General features: G+C 66.6%; 18 protein-coding genes and 3 tRNA genes. 8 read left to right on the top strand and 13 right to left on the bottom strand.

Translation table 11 applies throughout. The features are described 5' to 3' along the window. Positions 1-28: 28 nt before the first annotated feature. On the top strand, positions 29-349 hold the full coding sequence (locus tag FB600_RS23335) for a YXWGXW repeat-containing protein (protein WP_098154439.1): 321 nt from the start codon (positions 29-31) through the stop codon (positions 347-349). Positions 350-488: 139 nt separating this feature from the next. Here FB600_RS23335 and FB600_RS23330 read toward each other — a convergent pair whose 3' ends face one another. The 9 genes from FB600_RS23330 to rph form a co-directional block, all read right to left on the bottom strand. Continuing rightward, complete coding sequence (locus FB600_RS23330; RefSeq protein ID WP_098181252.1) at positions 489-2,072, bottom strand: chloride channel protein; 1,584 nt, start codon at positions 2,070-2,072, stop codon at positions 489-491. Positions 2,073-2,301: 229 nt separating this feature from the next. After that, positions 2,302-3,612 carry an MFS transporter gene (locus FB600_RS23325; protein WP_145757430.1) on the bottom strand — a complete coding sequence of 437 codons (1,311 nt, stop codon included), beginning with the start codon at positions 3,610-3,612 and terminating at the stop codon, positions 2,302-2,304. Positions 3,613-4,017: 405 nt separating this feature from the next. Further along, the gene (locus tag FB600_RS23320; protein WP_013696934.1) at positions 4,018-4,524 is read right to left on the bottom strand and encodes an energy transducer TonB; all 507 of its coding nucleotides are present in this window, start codon (positions 4,522-4,524) and stop codon (positions 4,018-4,020) included. Positions 4,525-4,639: 115 nt separating this feature from the next. Further along, the gene (locus FB600_RS23315) at positions 4,640-5,065 is read right to left on the bottom strand and encodes a lysozyme inhibitor LprI family protein (RefSeq protein ID WP_096749565.1); all 426 of its coding nucleotides are present in this window, start codon (positions 5,063-5,065) and stop codon (positions 4,640-4,642) included. After that, on the bottom strand, positions 5,062-5,583 hold the full coding sequence (locus tag FB600_RS23310; protein WP_164467515.1) for a glycoside hydrolase family protein: 522 nt from the start codon (positions 5,581-5,583) through the stop codon (positions 5,062-5,064). The genes FB600_RS23315 and FB600_RS23310 overlap by 4 nt, the downstream gene beginning before the upstream one ends. 357 nt (positions 5,584-5,940) lie before the next feature. Then, positions 5,941-6,028: transfer RNA gene (locus FB600_RS23305), tRNA-Ser, on the bottom strand. Between the two features lie 85 nt (positions 6,029-6,113). After that, positions 6,114-7,343, bottom strand: a complete 1,230-nt coding sequence (hemW, locus tag FB600_RS23300) for a radical SAM family heme chaperone HemW (RefSeq protein ID WP_096749563.1) — start codon at positions 7,341-7,343, stop codon at positions 6,114-6,116. Continuing rightward, on the bottom strand, positions 7,340-7,969 hold the full coding sequence (gene rdgB, locus FB600_RS23295; protein ID WP_098181250.1) for an RdgB/HAM1 family non-canonical purine NTP pyrophosphatase: 630 nt from the start codon (positions 7,967-7,969) through the stop codon (positions 7,340-7,342). Before rdgB ends, hemW begins: the two co-directional genes overlap by 4 nt. A 1-nt stretch (position 7,970) precedes the next feature. After that, complete coding sequence (rph, locus tag FB600_RS23290; protein WP_013696950.1) at positions 7,971-8,702, bottom strand: ribonuclease PH; 732 nt, start codon at positions 8,700-8,702, stop codon at positions 7,971-7,973. Between the two features lie 309 nt (positions 8,703-9,011). On the opposite strand from rph, the gene FB600_RS23285 reads away from it, so the two are divergent. The 4 genes from FB600_RS23285 to FB600_RS23270 all read left to right on the top strand — a co-directional run bounded on the left by FB600_RS23285 (position 9,012) and on the right by FB600_RS23270 (position 13,326). Further along, entirely contained in the window at positions 9,012-9,935 is a 924-nt protein-coding gene (locus FB600_RS23285) for a YicC/YloC family endoribonuclease (protein ID WP_145757431.1), read from the top strand. Between the two features lie 5 nt (positions 9,936-9,940). Beyond that, a complete protein-coding gene (gene gmk, locus FB600_RS23280; RefSeq protein ID WP_013696952.1) occupies positions 9,941-10,615 on the top strand; it encodes a guanylate kinase in 675 nt (224 codons plus the stop codon). Between the two features lie 59 nt (positions 10,616-10,674). Further along, positions 10,675-10,878 (top strand): DNA-directed RNA polymerase subunit omega, encoded by a 204-nt coding sequence (gene rpoZ, locus FB600_RS23275; RefSeq protein WP_006999799.1) that lies wholly within the window; start codon positions 10,675-10,677, stop codon positions 10,876-10,878. Positions 10,879-10,941: 63 nt separating this feature from the next. Beyond that, a complete protein-coding gene (locus FB600_RS23270) occupies positions 10,942-13,326 on the top strand; it encodes a RelA/SpoT family protein (protein WP_098181249.1) in 2,385 nt (794 codons plus the stop codon). Between the two features lie 156 nt (positions 13,327-13,482). Here FB600_RS23270 and FB600_RS23265 read toward each other — a convergent pair. Then, a tRNA-Arg gene (locus tag FB600_RS23265) sits at positions 13,483-13,559 on the bottom strand. Positions 13,560-13,621: 62 nt separating this feature from the next. Next, positions 13,622-13,698 (bottom strand) — tRNA-Arg (locus FB600_RS23260). 139 nt (positions 13,699-13,837) lie between these two features. Between FB600_RS23260 and greB the strand changes: the two genes are divergently transcribed. Continuing rightward, positions 13,838-14,398 (top strand): transcription elongation factor GreB, encoded by a 561-nt coding sequence (greB, locus tag FB600_RS23255; protein ID WP_013696954.1) that lies wholly within the window; start codon positions 13,838-13,840, stop codon positions 14,396-14,398. A gap of 90 nt (positions 14,399-14,488) precedes the next feature. On the opposite strand, the gene FB600_RS23250 is transcribed toward greB, so the two are convergent. After that, positions 14,489-15,640, bottom strand: coding sequence for a porin (locus tag FB600_RS23250; protein ID WP_013696955.1), 1,152 nt, complete (start codon positions 15,638-15,640; stop codon positions 14,489-14,491). A gap of 526 nt (positions 15,641-16,166) precedes the next feature. Next, positions 16,167-16,421 (bottom strand): hypothetical protein, encoded by a 255-nt coding sequence (locus FB600_RS23245; protein WP_175427784.1) that lies wholly within the window; start codon positions 16,419-16,421, stop codon positions 16,167-16,169. A 397-nt stretch (positions 16,422-16,818) separates the two neighbouring features. Here FB600_RS23245 and FB600_RS23240 point away from each other — a divergent pair, with 397 nt between their 5' ends. Both FB600_RS23240 and FB600_RS23235 read left to right on the top strand, forming a co-directional pair. Then, positions 16,819-17,022, top strand: coding sequence for a cold-shock protein (locus FB600_RS23240; RefSeq protein WP_013696958.1), 204 nt, complete (start codon positions 16,819-16,821; stop codon positions 17,020-17,022). Between the two features lie 164 nt (positions 17,023-17,186). After that, entirely contained in the window at positions 17,187-18,353 is a 1,167-nt protein-coding gene (locus FB600_RS23235) for an exonuclease domain-containing protein (protein WP_145757432.1), read from the top strand. The last annotated feature ends 6 nt before the right edge of the window (positions 18,354-18,359 follow it).

Here is an 18,359-nt window from a genome sequence, read left to right as displayed (position 1 = left end):
TATCCGAATCGATCACAAGGAGGTCACCATGATTCGCACTGCTGCCCGTTATCTGGTTCCGCTCGCGCTGGCCCTGACGGCTTTCGGCACCACCGTCGCGCCGCTCACGGCGAGCGCCGCGGAAGTCGTGATCGTCGCGCCGAGCGCGCCGCCGCCGGTGCGCTACGAAGTGGTGCCGGCGCCGCGCGTTGGTTATGTCTGGGATCGTGGCCACTGGAACTGGGAACATGGCCGCTATGTCTGGATCGGCGGCCACTGGGAGGCCGAGCGGGTCGGTCTGCATTGGGCGCCGGGCCACTGGGCACCGCGCGGCCCGAACTGGGTCTGGGTGCGCGGCCACTGGGCCTGATGCGGGAGCACGAGCATGAAACGAACCCTGTTCGTCGTCGCGCTCGCGGCGATCGTGCTGGCCGGCTGCGTGGTCGTGCCGGCCCGGCCCGTGTACTACCATCCGGCGCGCGTCGTCGTGTATTGACGCGGCCGGCGTGTCAGCGCGGCGGCGGCTCGTCCGCCTCGCGCGGCGCGGCCGGGGGCGAGGCGCGCCGCGCCGCTTCTGCCCCGACTTTGTCGTCTGGTGCCGATGCTTCGTCATCCTCGCTTTGGGGCTGCGCGTCGTGTTCCGCCGACGCCTCGTGCGGTGCGCCGGCGTGGGCATCGCGCAGCCGGCGCAACGGATCGGCCGGCGACGCTTCGGCATCCTCGGCATTGGTCAGGCGGTCGTCGTCGTGCGCGGCGGGCGTCGGCCTTTCCGCGCTCGTGGCGGTTGCCGGCGGCGCGGCCGGATGCAGGTAGCGATGCGCGAGCGCTTCATAGAGCGGCGGCACGAACAGCCGCGAGACGCGGCTCGAGATCAGCGCGGTGGCCATCAGCGAGATCACCAGCGCATGGCCGTTGATCATCTCCATCACGATCACGAAGGAGGTGATCGGCGACTGCGTGACGGCAGCCAGGTAGCCGACCATCGCCAGCGCGATCAGCAGCGCCAGCGGCATGTCGCCGAACACCAGGTGCAGCAGGTTGCCGAAGCCGGCGCCGATCGACAGCGAGGGCGCGAAGATCCCCCCGGGGATGCCGGGCAGGTAGGACGCGACCATCGAGATCATCTTGGTGACCGGGTAGAACAGCGAGAGCTGGCTGTGGCCGTCGAGCAGGCCGCGCGCCTCGGCGTAGCCGCTGCCGAAGGTGGTGCCGCCGGACAGCAGGCCCACCACCGCGATCACCAGCCCGCACAGCGCCGCGAACATCACGGGCCGGCCACGGTACATCGCCAGCAGGCGGGCGGGCAGCCAGCGCCCGGTGTTCAGCAGCAGCCAGACGAACAGGCCGCCGGCGATGCCGGTGAGCACGGCGGTGGCCAGCACGGCGAGCGCGACCAGGCGCGAGAACTGCGTGCCGGCGTCGATGGTGCCGAAATAGGTGTAGTTGCCGTTCATGCCGAGCGCGATCACGCCGGCGATGATGATGGCCGTGATCAGCACGCCGCTGGCGCGCGCGGAGAAGCTGCGCGTGAGCTCCTCGATGGCGAACACGATGCCGGCCAGCGGCGTGTTGAAGGCGGCCGACAGCCCGGCCGCGGCGCCGGCCAGCACCAGTTGGCGTTCGATCAGGGCGTTCGAGCGCGGGTAGAAGCGGCGCAGGTTGAACATCAGCGCGGCGCCGATCTGCACGGTCGGCCCCTCGCGGCCGATGGTGAAGCCGCCCAGGATGCCGAGCAGCGAGATCAGCACCTTGCCGAACAGGATGCGCAGCGTGAGCAGGCGCGAGCCGAAGGCGGCGGGGCTGGCCTGCAGGGTGGCGATCACCTGCGGGATGCCGCTGCCCTCGGCGCCGCGGAAGAAGCGGCGCGTCAACCAGACCGAGGCGGCCGCCACCGCCGGCGTGAGGATCAGCGGCAGCCAGGCGTGCTCGTGCTGCAGCGAGCGGAAGGTGTTGTAGCCCCAGTCGATCAGGCGCGCATAGAGCACGGCCACGATGCCGACCACGATCGCCCCGAGCCAGAACACACCGTACAGGCGCCACAGCCGCAGGGAGCGGCGCGGCAGGGTATGGAGGAAGGCGGTGGTTCGCGACATGGCTGCGGGTGGGGCAAAGGGGGAATTATACGGAGGTCGCCGGCAGGCGCAGCCGGGGGGAATCCACAGGGTACCGGCTCGAAGGGGGCGCCGGCACGCTGTCGGCGAATCGAAAGCCGGGCGGTGGCAGGCAATTCCGCCGGGCCCAGGGCGGGCGGCAAGCGCCGTGGACGTCGCTGGAAGCGCGGCGCGGCGAGGCCCGCCCGAAGGCGGCGCGCCCGTGCCCGGCTTACATCAGTCGCGTATCGCGCGTCTCGCGCATCAGCAGCACGCCGATCACGCTGATCGCCGCGGCCACCGACACGTAGCCGCCGACCCACGACAGGCCGCCGCGCGCGGCCAGAAGTTGCGCGATGTACGGTGCGATCGAGGCACCGAGGATGCCGCCGAGGTTGTAGGCGACACCGGCGCCCGTGTAGCGGACGTTGGTCGGGAACAGCTCGGGCAGCAGCGCGCCCATTGGCGCGAAGGTCACGCCCATCAGGAACAGCTCGATGATCAGGTAGAGCGCCACCAGCGGCATCGAACCGCTGCCGAGCAGCGGGGCCATCGTGAAGCCCGACAGCAGGGCCAGCAGCCCGCCGACGATCAATACCGGCTTGCGGCCGTAGCGGTCTGCCGCCCAGGCCGAGATCGGCGTGGCGATCGCCATGAACACCACGGCGATGCAGAGCAGGCCGAGGAAGTCGGGGCGCGCGATATGCAGGGTGCCGACGCCGTAGGACAGCGAGAACACCGTCGAGATGTAGAACAGCGTGTAGCAGACCACCATCGACAGCGCGCCGAGCAGGGTGGGCGCCCAGTGCTGCGTGAGGAGGGTGACCACCGGCACGCGCACGCGCTCGTTGCGCTCGATCGCGGCCTGGAAGGCGGGCGTCTCTGCGATCTTCAGGCGCACGTAGAGGCCGACCGCCACCAGTGCCGCGCTGACCAGGAACGGTACGCGCCAGCCCCAGTTGCGGAACTGATCGTCGGACAGGCCGATCGCGAGCGCGAAGAACAGGCCGTTCGACATCAGGAAGCCGATCGAGGGGCCCAGTTGCGGGAACATGCCGAACCAGCCGCGCTTGCCGGCCGGCGCGTGCTCGGTGGCGAGCAGCGCCGCGCCGCCCCATTCGCCGCCCAGGCCGATGCCCTGGCCGAAGCGCAGCACGCAGAGCAGCACCGGGGCCAGCGCGCCGATCGAATCGTAGGCAGGCACGAAGCCGATCGCGGTGGTCGAGACGCCCATCACCAGCAGCGAGGCGACCAGGGTCGACTTGCGGCCGAAGCGGTCGCCGAAATGGCCGAACAGGAAGGAGCCGATCGGGCGCGCGATGAAGGCGATGCCGAAGGTGACGAAGGCCGACAGCGCCTGCGCGGTGGCCGAGCCGTGCGGGAAGAACACCGGGCCGATCACGAGCGCGGCGGCGGTGGCGTAGACGTAGAAGTCGTAGAACTCGATCGCGGTGCCGATGAAGCTGGCGAACACGATGCGGCGCTGGCTGACGGGGCTCGCGCCATTCGACGCGTCGCTGACGGCCGGTGAGGTAGAGGACATGTTGGTTCCGTGGTGCGGGTTCGAACGGCGCCAGCGGCGTGCCGGACGGAAAATCGATTCGGGTTGGGGTTCCTACCGCGCCGGGGCATCCGGCGGCGCGGGCGCCGGCTCGTGGCGCCGGCGATGTCTAGGGCGGGTCGCGCGCGTCGCGCGAGCGCAGGCCTGTCTGGCTCGCGCGTCGGACCGGCCGGGTAGGCGGGCCGTGGCGAGGTGTCCTGAAGAAGGACGGGGCGGGTTGGCCGCGATTATAGCAAGCGGCTGGACGGCGTTTCGGCCGCCGGCGCTGCGTCGTGCGTGGATCCGAAGCACGCGCGTCCTGGCCGGGCAGCGCGTTGCCGCAGCGCTGGCCGCGCTTGGCAGACCGAAGCAATCCGCGCTGGCAAGCGCGTGCGGTCGGCACGCGTTTCACTCGATGGTCTGCGCCTGCTGCTGCGCGCGGGTGCGGAGCTGGAACTGGCCGTTGTCGTTGAACAGCCAGCTTTCCATCATCTCCACCTGGCCGCGGCCGTTCAGCAGGCCGGCGGGAGGGCGCGGCAGCGGGGCGGCTCGGCGCAGCGACTGCAGGGCGATGGCCTCGGCGTCGTCGTCGCCGTTGCTGCGGTAGACCGAGGACTGCGCGAGCCGCCCGTCGCGATCGACGGTGAAGGACACGACGACCAGCGAGCGCAGCATCGCCTGCGGCGTGCCGTGCAGCACGCGCGCGGCGTTGGCGTCCAGGATCCGCTGGGCGACCGCGTCGCGGTACTGGGCCTGGGTCGCGGCGCCGGCGGCCGGCCCCGGCGAGAGCACCAGGGCGCGCTGCGGCAGGGTGACGGTGCAGGCGGCCAGCAGCAGGGCGCCAGCGAGCGCGGCGATCCTGCCGCTGAGGCGGGCGATGCTGCCGGGCGAGGCGGGAGGGAGCAGGGTGGACATGGCGGATGGCTCGGCGGGAGGAGCAATCGGATCTTCTTGAGCATAGGCCTTGCCCGCCCGGAAAACATCGGGATAAACGATCCCGTGCCGATGGCGAGCGCCATCGGCAATCCAGCTAGGACGGCCCGTGAGCCGGTTTCTTGGCCAGTTTTTCGGCCATCGCCCTGGTGGCCGCCGTCGCGCAAGTGGCCCGCGCGGCCGGCAGCATCGAGCCGTCGCTCCATTCCTTGCGGGCGGACTTGTCACATGAGGCGTCGCGGGCCTTCTTCCACTTCGCGATTTTCGACTCGAGGGCCGATTTCCGATCGGGATGCTCGCTGATGCGCTGATCGACGACCTGCTGCAGCTCACGTTCCGCGACGATCTGGTCGCGCCAGGCGCAAAAATTCATGCTGGTCTGGTTCGAGTCGCAGTCCTGCAGGAGTGCCTGGACCTGGCTTGCCGGCAACCCGCTGCGTGCCGCGATCTCGTCGGCCGGCGACGGCTCGGCGAACGCATTCGTCGCGACGAACAGGGCGAGGAGAACAACAGGGCTTTTCATCGCGTTCTCTGTTGCGGTTGTGCCGCGGCGGGCTGCTGCGCGAACGGCGCCGATTCGAGGCGCCGGCGATTCACGAGCCCGCGCGATCGGACCGGAGCGAGCCGGCGACCCTGTGCATCGCGTGGATGGATATATACGCGCTGGTTGATGGATGAGACTACGCCCGCGTCGTTGCTCTGATTCGCGGCCCTGAGAGCCGTCTGTGCGCCGGTATTGCCGGCGTTGTATGTGTAACTGACCAGTTCGTCGAACTGTGCCTGGGTCAAGTTTCGATTCGATACCGCGCGCCGCACGGCCGCCTCCGCAGTGCTGACCCGAGCCGTCAGTTGCGCGTTGACCTGTGCGGCCGACACGGGGCGCGCCAGCTCTTGCGGCGTGCATGGTCCTGCGTGAACCAGCGTGCCGACGCCGTAGGTGCAATTGTTAGCCTGATCGTTGTAGTAGGCCATGATCGCGTTCTCGCGCTGGCGTAGCGCTGCCCAGCCTGCCTGGCTTAACCGCATGTTTTCGTTTGCCATCTGTCGTCCTCTCAAACGTAGTGGTCAATCCGCGACTGCCGCTCGGACAACGCACTGTAGCACCGTCGATAGGGATGTCTAGCCCGACAACGGCAACTGCTCCGCGACAAATTATTCGAGGTGTAAAAGTGTCTTTGAGATTGCCGGTCAGCGAACAATTCGAACAGATTGCCGGCAAAAGGCGGGAATAGCGCGGCCGAGGCGGTATGAACCCCGACATTTCGTGCCTCGAGGGGCAGAAATACGATTTTCGTTTCGAGGAAGGGGAATCGCGCTGCACAAAGCGCGTGTTGCCATATGGGCGGGAGCCACAGCAAGAATTTTCATCCTTGCTCCATCAGGCTGAGCGGGCATTCCTGGCGGAAGCGGTGAGATTCGAACTCACGGACGGTTGCCCGTCGCCGGTTTTCAAGACCGGTGCCTTAAACCACTCGGCCACGCTTCCACGGCCGGCATTGTAACCGAAATGCCGCTGCCGTCCCCAGCTTTGGGGCGGCATCGTGCGCATCCTGCGTGGTTGGCCTGCAGGCTCAGTCCGCCGCGTCGTCGGCGTCGCGCAGGAACAGCTCCTGCAGGTCGTTGAGGAAGCGCTGGCCCAGCGGCGTCGGCGCGATGCGTTCGTAGTCGCGTGCGATCAGCCCGCGCCGTTCGGCCTCGGCCAGTGCCGGTTCGATGGTCGACAGCGGCAGCCCCGTGCGCTCGGCATAGCTGGCCACCGGGAACCCCTCGGCCAGCCGCAGCGTGTTCAGCATGAACTCGAAGGGCAGGTCGCGCGGTCCGACCTCGCGCTCCTCCTGCACCGGCGTGCCGGCCATCGCCTGCTCCATGTAGGTGGCGGGATGCTTGTAGCGCGCCTGCCGCAGGATCCGGTTCGGGAACGAAAGCTTGGTATGCGCGCCCGCGCCGATGCCGAGGTAGTCGCCGAAGCGCCAGTAGTTGAGGTTGTGCTTGCACTGCCGGTTCGGCCGCGCATAGGCCGACACCTCGTAACGCCCGTAGCCGGCCTGCGCGGTGCGCTCCTGGATCCATTCCTGCATGTCGGCCGAGGCGTCGTCGTCGGGCACGGCCGGCGGGAACTTCGCGAACAGCGTGTTCGGCTCGAGCGTGAGGTGGTAGAGCGACAGATGCGGCGGCGCATAAGACAGCGCGGTCTCGATGTCGGCCTGGCATTGCGCGAGGGTCTGCTTCGGCAGCGCGAACATCAGGTCGAGATTGAAGTTGTCGAAGGTGCTGGCGGCGATTTCCACCGCCGCGCGCGCCTGCGCGGTGTCGTGGATGCGGCCCAGCGCCTTCAGGTGCGCCTCGTTGAAGCTCTGGATGCCGATCGACAGGCGGTTCACGCCGCTGGCGCGGAACTGCGCGAACTTGGCCGCCTCGAAGGTGCCGGGATTCGCCTCGAGCGTGATCTCGGCGTCGGCATCGAGCGGCAGCAGGGCGCGCACGTCGGACAGCAGGCGGTCGAGCCCGGCCGCCGAAAGCAGGCTGGGCGTGCCGCCGCCGATGAAGATGGTATGCACCTGGCGGCCCCAGACGAAGGGCAGCGCCTGCTCGAGATCGGCGCGCAGCGCGTCGAGATAGGCCTCCTCGGGGAAGCGCTCGCCCTTCCATTCGTGCGAGTTGAAATCGCAATAGGGGCACTTGCGCACGCACCACGGGAAATGCACGTAGAGCGCCAGCGGCGGCAACGCGCTCAGGCGCACCTTGCCCGGCGAGGCGAAGGTGGCGACGATGCGCTGGCCGGTTTCGGCGGCCTGGCTCACGCTGATTCTCCGAGGCGGGCCAGCAGCGCGCGCAGGGCGATCGCGCGATGGCTGATGCCGTTCTTGACGGCCGGCTCGAGCTCGGCGACGGTGGCGCCCAGCGCGGGCAGCAGGAAATGCGGGTCGTAGCCGAAGCCGTGCTCGCCGCGCGGCGTGTCGACCACCTCGCCATGCCAGCGCCCTTCCGCAAACAGCGGCTCGGGATCGTCGGGATGCCGAACCAGTGCCAGCACGCAGTAGTAGTAGGCGCGACGATCGTCGGTCCCGCGCAGTTGCGCCACCAGGTGCGCATTGTTCGCCGCGTCGCTCTTCTCCAGCCCGGCGAGCTGCGCGTAGCGCGCCGAATGCACGCCGGGCGCGCCACGCAGTGCGCGCACGCAGAGCCCCGAATCGTCGGCGATGGCGGGCAGGCCCGTGGCGCGCGAGGCGTGGCGCGCCTTGGTCAGCGCGTTCTCGATGAAGGTCGGATAAGGCTCTTCCGCCTCGGACACGTCCAGCTTGCCCTGCGGAATGATCTCGATGCCGACCGTCTCGAACAAGGCCGCGAATTCGCGCAGCTTGCCGGCGTTGTTCGAGGCCAGCACGATGCGCGAGAGGCCGTGCGACGGATCCTTGGCGATGCTCATGTCAGTCGCCCAGCGCCGCTTTCTGCAGCGCGATCAGTTCGCCGATCCCCTTCTGCGCGAGATCGAGCAGCGCGTTCATCTCGTCGCGCGTGAACGGCACGCCCTCGGCCGTGCCCTGCACCTCGACCAGGCCGCCCTTGCCGGTCATCACCACGTTCATGTCGGTATCGCAGCGCGAATCCTCGGCGTAGTCGAGGTCGAGCACCGGTGTGCCCTGGTAGACGCCCACCGAGATCGCGGCCACCGAATCGGTGATCGGCGAGCTCGCCAGCTTGCCCGCGGCGATCAGCTTGGCGACGGCGTCCTGCACCGCCACGAAGGCGCCGGTGATGCTGGCCGTGCGCGTGCCGCCGTCGGCCTGGATCACGTCGCAGTCGATGTGGATGGTGCGCGCGCCGAGCTGCTCCAGGTCGACCACCGCGCGCAGCGCGCGGCCGATCAGGCGCTGGATCTCCTGGGTGCGGCCGGTCTGCTTGCCGCGCGCGGCCTCGCGGTCGCTGCGGGTGTGGGTGGCGCGCGGCAGCATCCCGTATTCGGCCGTCAGCCAGCCCTGGCCGCGATCGCGCAGGAACTCGGGCACGCGCTCGACCACGCTGGCCGTGCAGATCACCTTGGTGTCGCCGAACTCGACCAGCACCGAGCCTTCGGCGTGCTTGGTGTAATGGCGCGTCAGGCGCACCTCACGCAGTTGATCCGCAGGGCGGCCGCTCGGGCGGGAGGAGGAATTCGTCATGGGGAAGTGGGGCATTCGGAGGGAAACCGCGATTTTACCGCGCATGCCGTCCGCGCACCGGCCGTCGCTCGGCAAGCCGCTGGCCAAGGCCTGGTTTCCGCCGCGCTGCGCGCTTTCATGAACGGCCGGGCAGCACCGGAATCGATCGTCGCAAAGCGCCCCTCGTCGGGCACGCGCGAGCCGATTGCCCAGCCGGGAGAGGGTATCGCCAAAAATGGGATAATGCCGGTTTCGCGCCCCGTGCCTCGTGAGCACCGGGCGCTCCTGGATTTCCGGGCCATACCGGCCCCCTCACCGGCGAGACCAACCATGATCTACAGCATGACGGGCTATGCGAGCGCGACGCGCGAACTCGTGGCCAACTCGGGCAACGGCGCCACCAGCGTGTCGGTCGAAATGCGCACGGTGAATTCGCGTTTTCTCGACCTGAATTTCCGCATGCCCGACGACGTGCGCGTGTGCGAACCGGCCCTGCGCGAGATGCTGATGAACAAGCTCTCGCGCGGCAAGGTCGACGTGCGCATCAACCTGCAGCGCAGCGAGCAGATGAGCCAGGCCGGCGCGCTCAATCGCGCGGCGCTCGACCAGCTCGCCGAGCTCGAGCGCGCGGTGCTGGAGTCGTTCCCGGATTCGGAGCGCCTGCGCACCGGCGAGATCCTGCGCTGGCCCGGCGTGCTGGCCGAGAGCGGCGTGTCGGCCGAGGCGCTGCGCGAGGCGGTGCTGGCCTGCGGCAAGGAAGCGACCGGCGAGCTGGTGGTGGTGCGCCAGCGCGAGGGCGCGCAACTGGCCACCATGCTGCTCGGCAACGTCACCGAGATGGAGGCGATCGTCGCGCGCATCACGCCGCTGGTCCCGGAGCTGATCGCCAGGCATCAGCAGAAGATCGTCGAGCGCCTGCAGGAAGCGCTCGGCCTGGCCGCGCCCGAAGGCGGGCAGACGGTGGTCACGCGCGAGGAAGCGGCCGAACGGATCCGCCAGGAAGTGACCATGTACGGGATCCGCATCGACATCGCCGAGGAGCTGTCGCGCCTCACCGCGCACCTGAACGAAACGCGCCATGTGATCGAGAAGGGCGGCCGCGTCGGCAAGCGCCTCGACTTCATGATGCAGGAACTGAATCGCGAAGCGAACACGCTCGGCTCGAAGGCGGCGGCCAAGGAACTGGCCGACGCCTCGATGGCGCTGAAGCTGCTGATCGAGCAGATGCGCGAGCAAGTGCAAAACCTGGAGTAAGCAAGATGATCGAATCGAACCGAGACGCGCATGCGCTGCATGCCGGCGCGTATCCCGGCAACCTGTTCATGGTGGTGGCGCCCTCGGGCGCGGGCAAGTCGACCCTGGTGAACGCGCTGCTCGCCAAGGACAGCGAGATCTGCCTGTCGATCTCGTACACCACGCGCAAGCCGCGTCCGGGCGAGCAGGACGGCGAGCACTACCACTTCACCAGCGTCGAGGATTTCCGCGCGCGCCACGCGCGTCACGAATTCCTGGAAAGCGCCGAGGTGCACGGCAACTACTACGGGACCTCGCGCGTGTGGATCGAGGAGCAGATGCAAAGCGGTCGCGACGTGCTGCTCGAGATCGACTGGCAGGGCGCGCAGCAGGTCAAGAAGCAGTTCCGCAACGCGGTCGGCATCTTCATCCTGCCGCCCTCGCTGGCGGCGCTCGAGGAGCGATTGAAAAAGCGCGGCCAGGACGAGCCGAACGTGATCACGCGGCGCCTGCTGGCCGCCGGCAGCGAGATCGCGCACGCCTCGGAAGCCGAATACGTGGTGATCAACGAGCACTTCGACACGGCGCTGTCCGAGCTGCAACGCATCGTGGCGGCCACGCGTCTGCGCGTGGCCTCGCAATACGCGCGGCACACCGAGCTTTTCATCGAGCTCGGCATCCATCTCCCGCACGCCGACTGAAGGCGGCGCACGAGGGACATAAGGTAGAATACGCAACATATTCAGAAGGAACACCCAACATGGCTCGCATTACCGTCGAAGACTGCCTGAAGCAAATCCCGAATCGCTTCGAACTGGCGCTCGCCGCCACCTACCGCGCGCGGCAGCTCGCGCAAGGCCATACGCCGAAGATCGAAAGCCGCGACAAGCCCACCGTGGTTGCGCTGCGCGAGATCGCGGCGGGCCAGGTCGGCATCGAGATGCTGAAGAAAGTGCCTGTTTAAGGCACACTCGATCCTTCAGCCATGTAGTCCGCTCAACCGACGTGCCAACCCAAGGAGGCGAACATGAGCAACACACCATCGTCCGCCTCCGCGGAAGCCGGCCCGACCGAAGGGGCGGACGCCACCGAAGCGACGGCGAACTCGCCGGCGCGGCAGTACATCGATGCGGTCCTCGAACAATCGTTTCGCCATCTGTTCGGGCCGACCGCTACCCCGGAGCAACCTCGCAAGCACGGCGTCGTTTCGATCGCGAAGCTGACGGCCGCGCTTGCCGAGTACCTTCCTCCGGAGGAAATCAAGGAGGTGAAGGCGGCGTTCCACTTCAGTGACGAAGCCCACCTCGGTCAATATCGCCAGAGCGGCGAACCCTATATCACCCATCCCGTCGCCGTCGCGGAAATCTGCGCCGGCTGGAAGCTCGACGCCCAGGCCGTGATGGCCGCGCTGCTGCACGACGTGATGGAAGACCAGGGCGTGATGAAGAGCGAGCTGGCCGAGCGCTTCGGCCCGAAGGTCGCCGAGCTGGTCGACGGGCTCTCCAAGCTCGACAAGATGGAGTTCCGCAGCCGCGAGGAAGCGCAGGCGGAGAATTTCCGCAAGATGCTGCTGGCGATGGCGCGCGACGTGCGCGTGATCCTCGTGAAGCTGGCCGACCGGCTCCACAACATGCGCACGCTCGGCGCGGTGCCGATGGAAAAGCGCCGCCGCGTGGCGCGCGAGACGCTCGACATCTATGCGCCGATCGCGCACCGCCTTGGTCTGAACAATACCTATCGCGAGCTGCAGGACATGAGCTTCGCGAACTTCAATCCGCATCGCTACGCGACGCTCGAGAAGGCCGTGAAGGCCGCGCGCGGCAATCGCCGCGAGGTGATCGGCAAGATCCTCGAGTCGGCGCAGCGCGCGGTGGGCGAGGCGAAGCTCGAAGCGGAGATCATGGGTCGCGAGAAGACGATCTACAGCATCTACCGCAAGATGCGCGACAAGCAGTTGTCGTTCTCGCAGGTGCTCGACGTCTATGGCTTTCGCGTGGTGGTCGAGCATGCGCTCGAGTGCTACACCTGCATCGGCGCGCTGCATGCGCTCTACAAGCCGGTGCCGGGCAAGTTCAAGGACTACATCGCGATCCCGAAGATGAACGGCTACCAGTCGCTGCACACGACGGTGGTCGGTCCGTTCGGCGCGCCGATCGAGTTCCAGGTCCGCACCCGCAAGATGCACGAGATCGCCGAGGCCGGCGTGGCCGCGCACTGGCTCTACAAGAACGGCGGCGCCGATCTCAACGACGTGCAGATGCGCGCGCACCAGTGGCTCAAGTCGCTGCTCGACATCCAGAGCGAGGCGGGCGATTCGAGCGAGTTCCTCGAGCACGTCAAGATCGACCTCTTCCCGGACGCGGTCTACGTGTTCACGCCGAAGTCGAAGATCATGGCGCTGCCGCGCGGTGCCACCGCGCTCGACTTCGCCTATTCGGTGCACAGCGACCTCGGCAACCAGTGCGTGGCCGTGAAGATCAACAACGAGCTGCTGCCGCTGCGCACCGAGCTCAAGAGCGGCGATATCGTCGAGGTGATCACGGCGCCGTACTCGAAGCCGAACCCGGTCTGGCTCGGCTTCGTGCGCACCGGCAAGGCACGCTCGGCGATCCGCCATTACCTGAAGACGATGCGCCTGAACGAGTCGGTGCAGCTCGGCGAGCGCCTGGTCGACCAGAGCCTGAAGGGTTATGGCCTGTCGCTGGCCGAGATCGAGCCGGACGTCTGGGACAAGCTGGTGCAGTGGACCGGCAACAAGAGCCGCCAGGAGATCTTCGCGGACATCGGCCTGGGCCGTCGCGTGCCCCAGGTGATGGCCAAGCGCATCGAGGTGCTGATGAGCGGGCGCGATGCCGACGACGAACTCGCGCGCGGCGATCGCCCGGTCCATCACGCGCCGCCGGTGGCGATCACCGGCACCGAGGGCATGTCGGTGCAGTTGTCGGCCTGCTGCCGGCCGATTCCCGGCGACAGCATCATGGGTTATATCGGCATCGGCCTGGGCATGGCGATCCATACCACCGATTGCCGGGTCGCGCAGCGCATCCATCGCCGCGATCCGGGCCGCTGGATCGACGTCGCCTGGGCGCCCCAGCCGGGCCGCCTGTTCGACGTGACGGTCAAGGTGCTGGTCAAGAACACCAAGGGCATCTTCGCGCGCGTCGCGGCCGACATCACCTCGGCCGACGCGAACATCGTCCATATCGCGATGGACGAGGATCTGTCGCACGAATCGACGGTCCTGCGCTTCGTGATCCAGGTCAGCGACCGCGTCCATCTCGCCAACGTGATGCGGCGCGTGCGGACCAATCCCGACGTGATGCGGATCATGCGAGAGCGTTCGAGCGACGACACGGCGCATACGCGCCATGACGGTGGCATGCGGATCGATCGCGAGCGGCAGGATTACTGAGGCAGGCGCGCCGCGCGTGGCGCGCGATCGCGAGGCAAGGGCGGCACCACGTATCGACGTCGTGCCGCTTTTTTATTGCTCGGAGCCGAAGGCGGGGGATACGGAAAGGCGGTCCGGAAAACAAAAGGGCCTTCCCGGAGGAAGGCCCTTCAAAGATGGCGCGGCTGGCAGGATTCGAACCCACGACCCCTTGGTTCGTAGCCAAGTACTCTATCCAACTGAGCTACAGCCGCACGCAAAACGGTACTGCTTTGTTACTGCCGGGCAACCCCATGGGATTGCTCGTTTGAAAAGGTGGCGCGGCTGGCAGGATTCGAACCCACGACCCCTTGGTTCGTAGCCAAGTACTCTATCCAACTGAGCTACAGCCGCACGCAGGAGTGAGAATATAGCAAGGATTTTGGGGAAAGGGAAGGGATTCGTCACAATTTCTTCGCGAGCGGGTTTTATGTCCCTTTCGTGTACTCTTGGATATTCCCTTACGCAGGCCCGGAGCCGAGTCGGAAACAGCATGAACAAGGCGTTTGTTAAGGAGTCGGACGGCGATGACGACGATCTCGACCACGCGCAGCCGGCCATCCCCGCCGGCGCGAAGAACTACATCACGCCGGCCGGCCACAAGCGGTTGCGCGACGAGCTGCTGCACCTGATCGACGAGGAGCGTCCCGAGGTCGTCAAGCTGGTGTCCTGGGCTGCGTCCAACGGTGACCGTTCCGAGAACGGCGACTACATCTACGGCAAGCGGCGGCTGCGCGAGATCGACCGCCGCATCCGCTTCCTGACCAAGCGGCTGGATCTCGCCGAGGTGGTCGACGCGAGCCGGCAGGAGAGCGCCGACCAGGTGTTCTTCGGCGCGACCGTCGACTACGCCACCGAGGACGGCGAGGATCACACCATCACGATCGTCGGCGTCGACGAGGTCGACCTCGATCACGGCCACGTCAGCTGGGTTTCGCCGATCGCGCGGGCGCTGCTGAAGGCGCGTATCGGCGACACCGTCACGCTGATGACGCCGGCCGGCCCGCAGCCGATCGACGTGCTCGACGTGCGCTACCCGGCGCCGGCTGCCTGAACCGCGTTCGGCTTGGCATCGAGCCTCCTGCGGCATGCAAAAACAAAAGCGCCCCGCGGGGCGCTTTTGTAATTGCGGAGCCGCTTCGTATCAGAAGCGGTGGCGCAGGCCGGCCGTGACGGCGATCTGCTTGTTGGTCGACGAAGCGCCGCCCAGGCCGTTGACGTAGGCGCCCAGCGCCAGGCCATCGGTGCTGACGTGCTGGTATTCGCCCTGCAGGTACACGTCGGTGCGCTTGGACAGCGCGTACGAGGTCTGCAGGTTGAACTGGTTCCAGCCCGGATGACGGCCGTCGAGGAAGCCGGCCGTGTAGGTCCACGAACCCGCCACCGACAGCGCCGGCGTCAGCGCGTAACGCGCATTCACTTCGTAGTTGTTGAAGCGGGCGAAGGTGCCGTCCAGCGTGATGCCGGCCGAGGTACCCGAAGCGCCGCCGCCGATGCCGAGCGCGCGATTCACGCGCGTCTGCGTGAACACGAAGCCCGCCGTGGCCGGACCGAAGGTATAGGTCAGGCCGCCACCGAACACGCGCTGACGCTTGCCGACGAAGGTGTTGTCGCCGGCGACGGCGCCGGCCGCGTTCGACACCGCCGGCGCGGTCAGGCCGTTGATGTCGTTGTTCAACTGCATGTAGCCGGCTGCCAGGTTGAAGCCCAGGTAGCTGTACGACACGCCGCCGCTGAACACGCGGTTGTTCGAGAACTGGCTGCTGTTCGAGAACCCGTACAAGCCGCCGAACTTCAGGCCGTTCCAGTTGACGCTGGTGTACTTGACCGAGTTGTTGACGCGGAACGAGTTGTTCAGGTTGTCGTTGTCGAACGGGTGGGCGAACTGCGTGCCGCCGTACTGCGTGCCGGTCAGCGACAGCGGCCCGATGAAGTCCACCACGCTGTCGTACTGGCGGCCGAGCGTGACCGAGCCGAACTGCGTGTGGCCCAGGCCGACGAAGGCCTGGCGGCCGAACTCGCGGCCGTTCTGCTTGAGCGTGCCGTTATTGATGCCGAAGCCGTTTTCCAACACGAAGATAGCCTTCAGGCCGCCGCCGAGATCCTCGTTGCCGCGCAGGCCCCACCGGCTGCCGTTGACCGAGCCGCTGGTTTCCGACCAGGAGCTGTGGCCGCCCTGGTTGTTGGTATAGGTGATGCCGGCGTCGATCAGGCCGTACAGGGTCACGCTGCTTTGCGCATGGGCGGCGGTCGCGAAGACGCCGGTGAGCGCCGCTGCGATCAGAGTCTTTTTCATTGATTCGTCTCCATCAGATAGAGGAGCAGGCTCCCCCTGATTCATCGAGATAGTGACCATCACCGGAGGCGGCGGCGTGGCACATGTCAAGGGTGGCGCCACAGGGCGCCGCAAATCTCCAAACCCGAGCGCAGTGTCGAGCGAGCGGCCGGCTCACGTCGATTGCACTTTAAGCAATAATGAATTTAAGTTTGGGAAATTATCGGGGGTCGTCCGCAAACCGTTGTCAGGCAAGGCTCAGCGGCCGTTGCGGGAAAACGGTGAGGAACGCGAAGCGATTTTTACGTTGCGCGATGGAGACAGAATGAGGGAGGGACGTGGAGGCAATCATCGGCGCTGATGATTGTTGAGGCTTCGACAATAGAGGTTTGTGAAGACCACCGATAATGGCGCGCGATGCAATCGCTATACTGAGGTTTCTGCTTTCCGAAGCAGACTTTTTCGTTGACGGAAAAGATCTCCAAACCTTTGTCAGCGCGACTTTCCGGTCGCGCTTTTTTTCGTCCGGATCCTGGCGAGGCGTGGCTCAGTGGCGGCGCCGCTTCGGCGAACTCGTGTCGCGGATGTCGTCCTGCGGCATCGACAGCGGCTGGGCCCAATCTTCCATCACGTAGTGACGCGCATCGAGCGGCGAGGCGAGCAGGTTCTGCCAATGGTCGCCGTGCCAGGTCGTATCGAATTCGACGCCGAATGCCTGAGCCGAGGCCGCTGCCGGAGTGATTGTTTTATGACGTCGCAGCATGCCGAGTCGATGTACCAGTCGTTTCATTTGGTCGAGCAACATATTCACCCCCTGTACTTCCATGGCATCCTCAGCTTCGCAAAACAGAATGAATGCAACAACCCGGAAAAATACCAAGCCATGGATTTTTTACTGCTTCGGTATTTTTTCTTTTTTGTTAATGGGCCTGTGTTTTCCTAGTAATAATGACAGGTTTTCATCGGCTAATTGGTGCATTTTGCCGGGGGTGTATCGTTTCCATCCGGATCGACGTCAAGCCGAATAAGAAGATGTGAAGAATTTTCTTGACGAGCCTGGATCGTCCCATTTATAAAAGCACCACGAAGTCTGCGGTGCTTACTGCTCATTGTCCACAAGGTTTGGCGGGGCCGGGGCTTTCGGTGACGGCACTCACGGGTTGCTCGTTTTATTTAAAATCGTTTGGGGAATCAGGAATATGGATACCGGTATCGTGAAATGGTTTAACGATGCTAAGGGCTTTGGCTTTATCACGTCCGACAACGGTGGCGAGGATCTGTTCGCGCACTTCTCGGAAATCAAGATGGACGGCTTCAAGACGCTGAAGGAAAACCAACGCGTTTCGTTCGACGTCAAGACCGGCCCGAAGGGCAAGCAGGCTGCCAATATCCAGGCTGTCTGATTCGGGTTATCCCCTGACGGGTTAACCCGGTATTCCCGGCAGTTGATTCTCAGGTCGATCCGATATCGAGCCCCCGCCCTTGGCGGGGGCTTTGTTTTTGGCGGGTAGAATCGACACCGTGCGCGTGCTCGCGCTTCTTCCACCCGGTATCGTTTTCCGCAGACATGCTCGATTCGTCCTCGTCATACCCCGCCATCGACGGCCCGCTCGCCTTCGTCGATCTCGAAACGACCGGCGGATCCGCCGCCGATCATCGGATCACCGAGATCGGCGTGGTCGAGGTCGGGCCGCAAGGGGTGTCCACCTGGACCTCGCTGATCGATCCCCAGCAGCCGATCCCCGCCTTCATCCAGCAGCTCACCGGCATCAGCGACGAGATGGTGCGTGGCGCGCCCACGTTCGCCTCGATCGCGGCCGAGCTGTTCGCGCGGCTCGAGGGCAGGCTCTTCATTGCCCACAACGCCAGCTTCGATCGCGGTTTCCTGCGCGCGGAGTTCGAGCGGGCCGGGTTCGCCTTCAATCCCGACATGCTCTGCACCGTGCGCCTGTCGCGCGCGCTGTTTCCGCGCGAGTCGCGCCACGGGCTAGACGCGCTGATCGAGCGGCATGCGCTGGTGCCGAATGCGCGCCATCGCGCACTGGCCGATGCCGACCTGGTCTGGCAGTTCTGGCAGCGCCTGCCGTTGCTGGTGCCGCCCGAGCGGCTCGGCGAACAGATCGCGCTGACCACGCGGCGCTTCCGCCTGACGGGCGACCTGACCGAGGACGATCTCGAGAGGGCGCCGGCCGGCTTCGGTGCCTACGCGCTGTTCGGCGAGGGGGATGCGCCCTTGTTCGTCGGGCGCAGCGTACGCGTGCGCAACCGCCTGCGCGCGTTGCTGGGCGGCGAGCGGCGCTCGGCCAAGGAGCGGCGGCTCGCCGAGCAGGTGCGGCGCGTCGAATGGCGTGAAGCAGGAGGAGAGCTGGGCGCGATGCTGGCGGAGACGGCCTGGATCGCCGAACTGTCACCGGCCTTCAATCGCAAGGCGGGCAGCAAGGCCGCCGACGCCCGTCGCGGCTTGAGCTCGGCGGGCACGCCCTGGCCGTTCGACGGGCCGGTCGCGATCGTCGAGGGCGGCGAGCGCGCCGTCTATCATGTGATCGACCGCTGGCGTTATCTCGGTACGACCCCGGATCTGTCGAGGGCCGCGGTGCTGGCGGCGGCGTCTTCCGCCGGCGACGATCCCTTCAACACCAGCCTGTGCCGGATCCTGCAGACGCACCTGGCGCGCGGCCTGGCGACGGTGCCCCTGGCGCCGAGCGCGGCGGCCGTCGCATCGCTCGACGATTAGGCCGGC

Source organism: Burkholderia sp. SJZ089, from assembly GCF_007828315.1.
GTDB lineage: Bacteria > Pseudomonadota > Gammaproteobacteria > Burkholderiales > Burkholderiaceae > Burkholderia > Burkholderia gladioli.
Note: the sequence above shows the minus strand (reverse complement) of the source record. Positions and strands in the feature narration are given on the sequence as shown.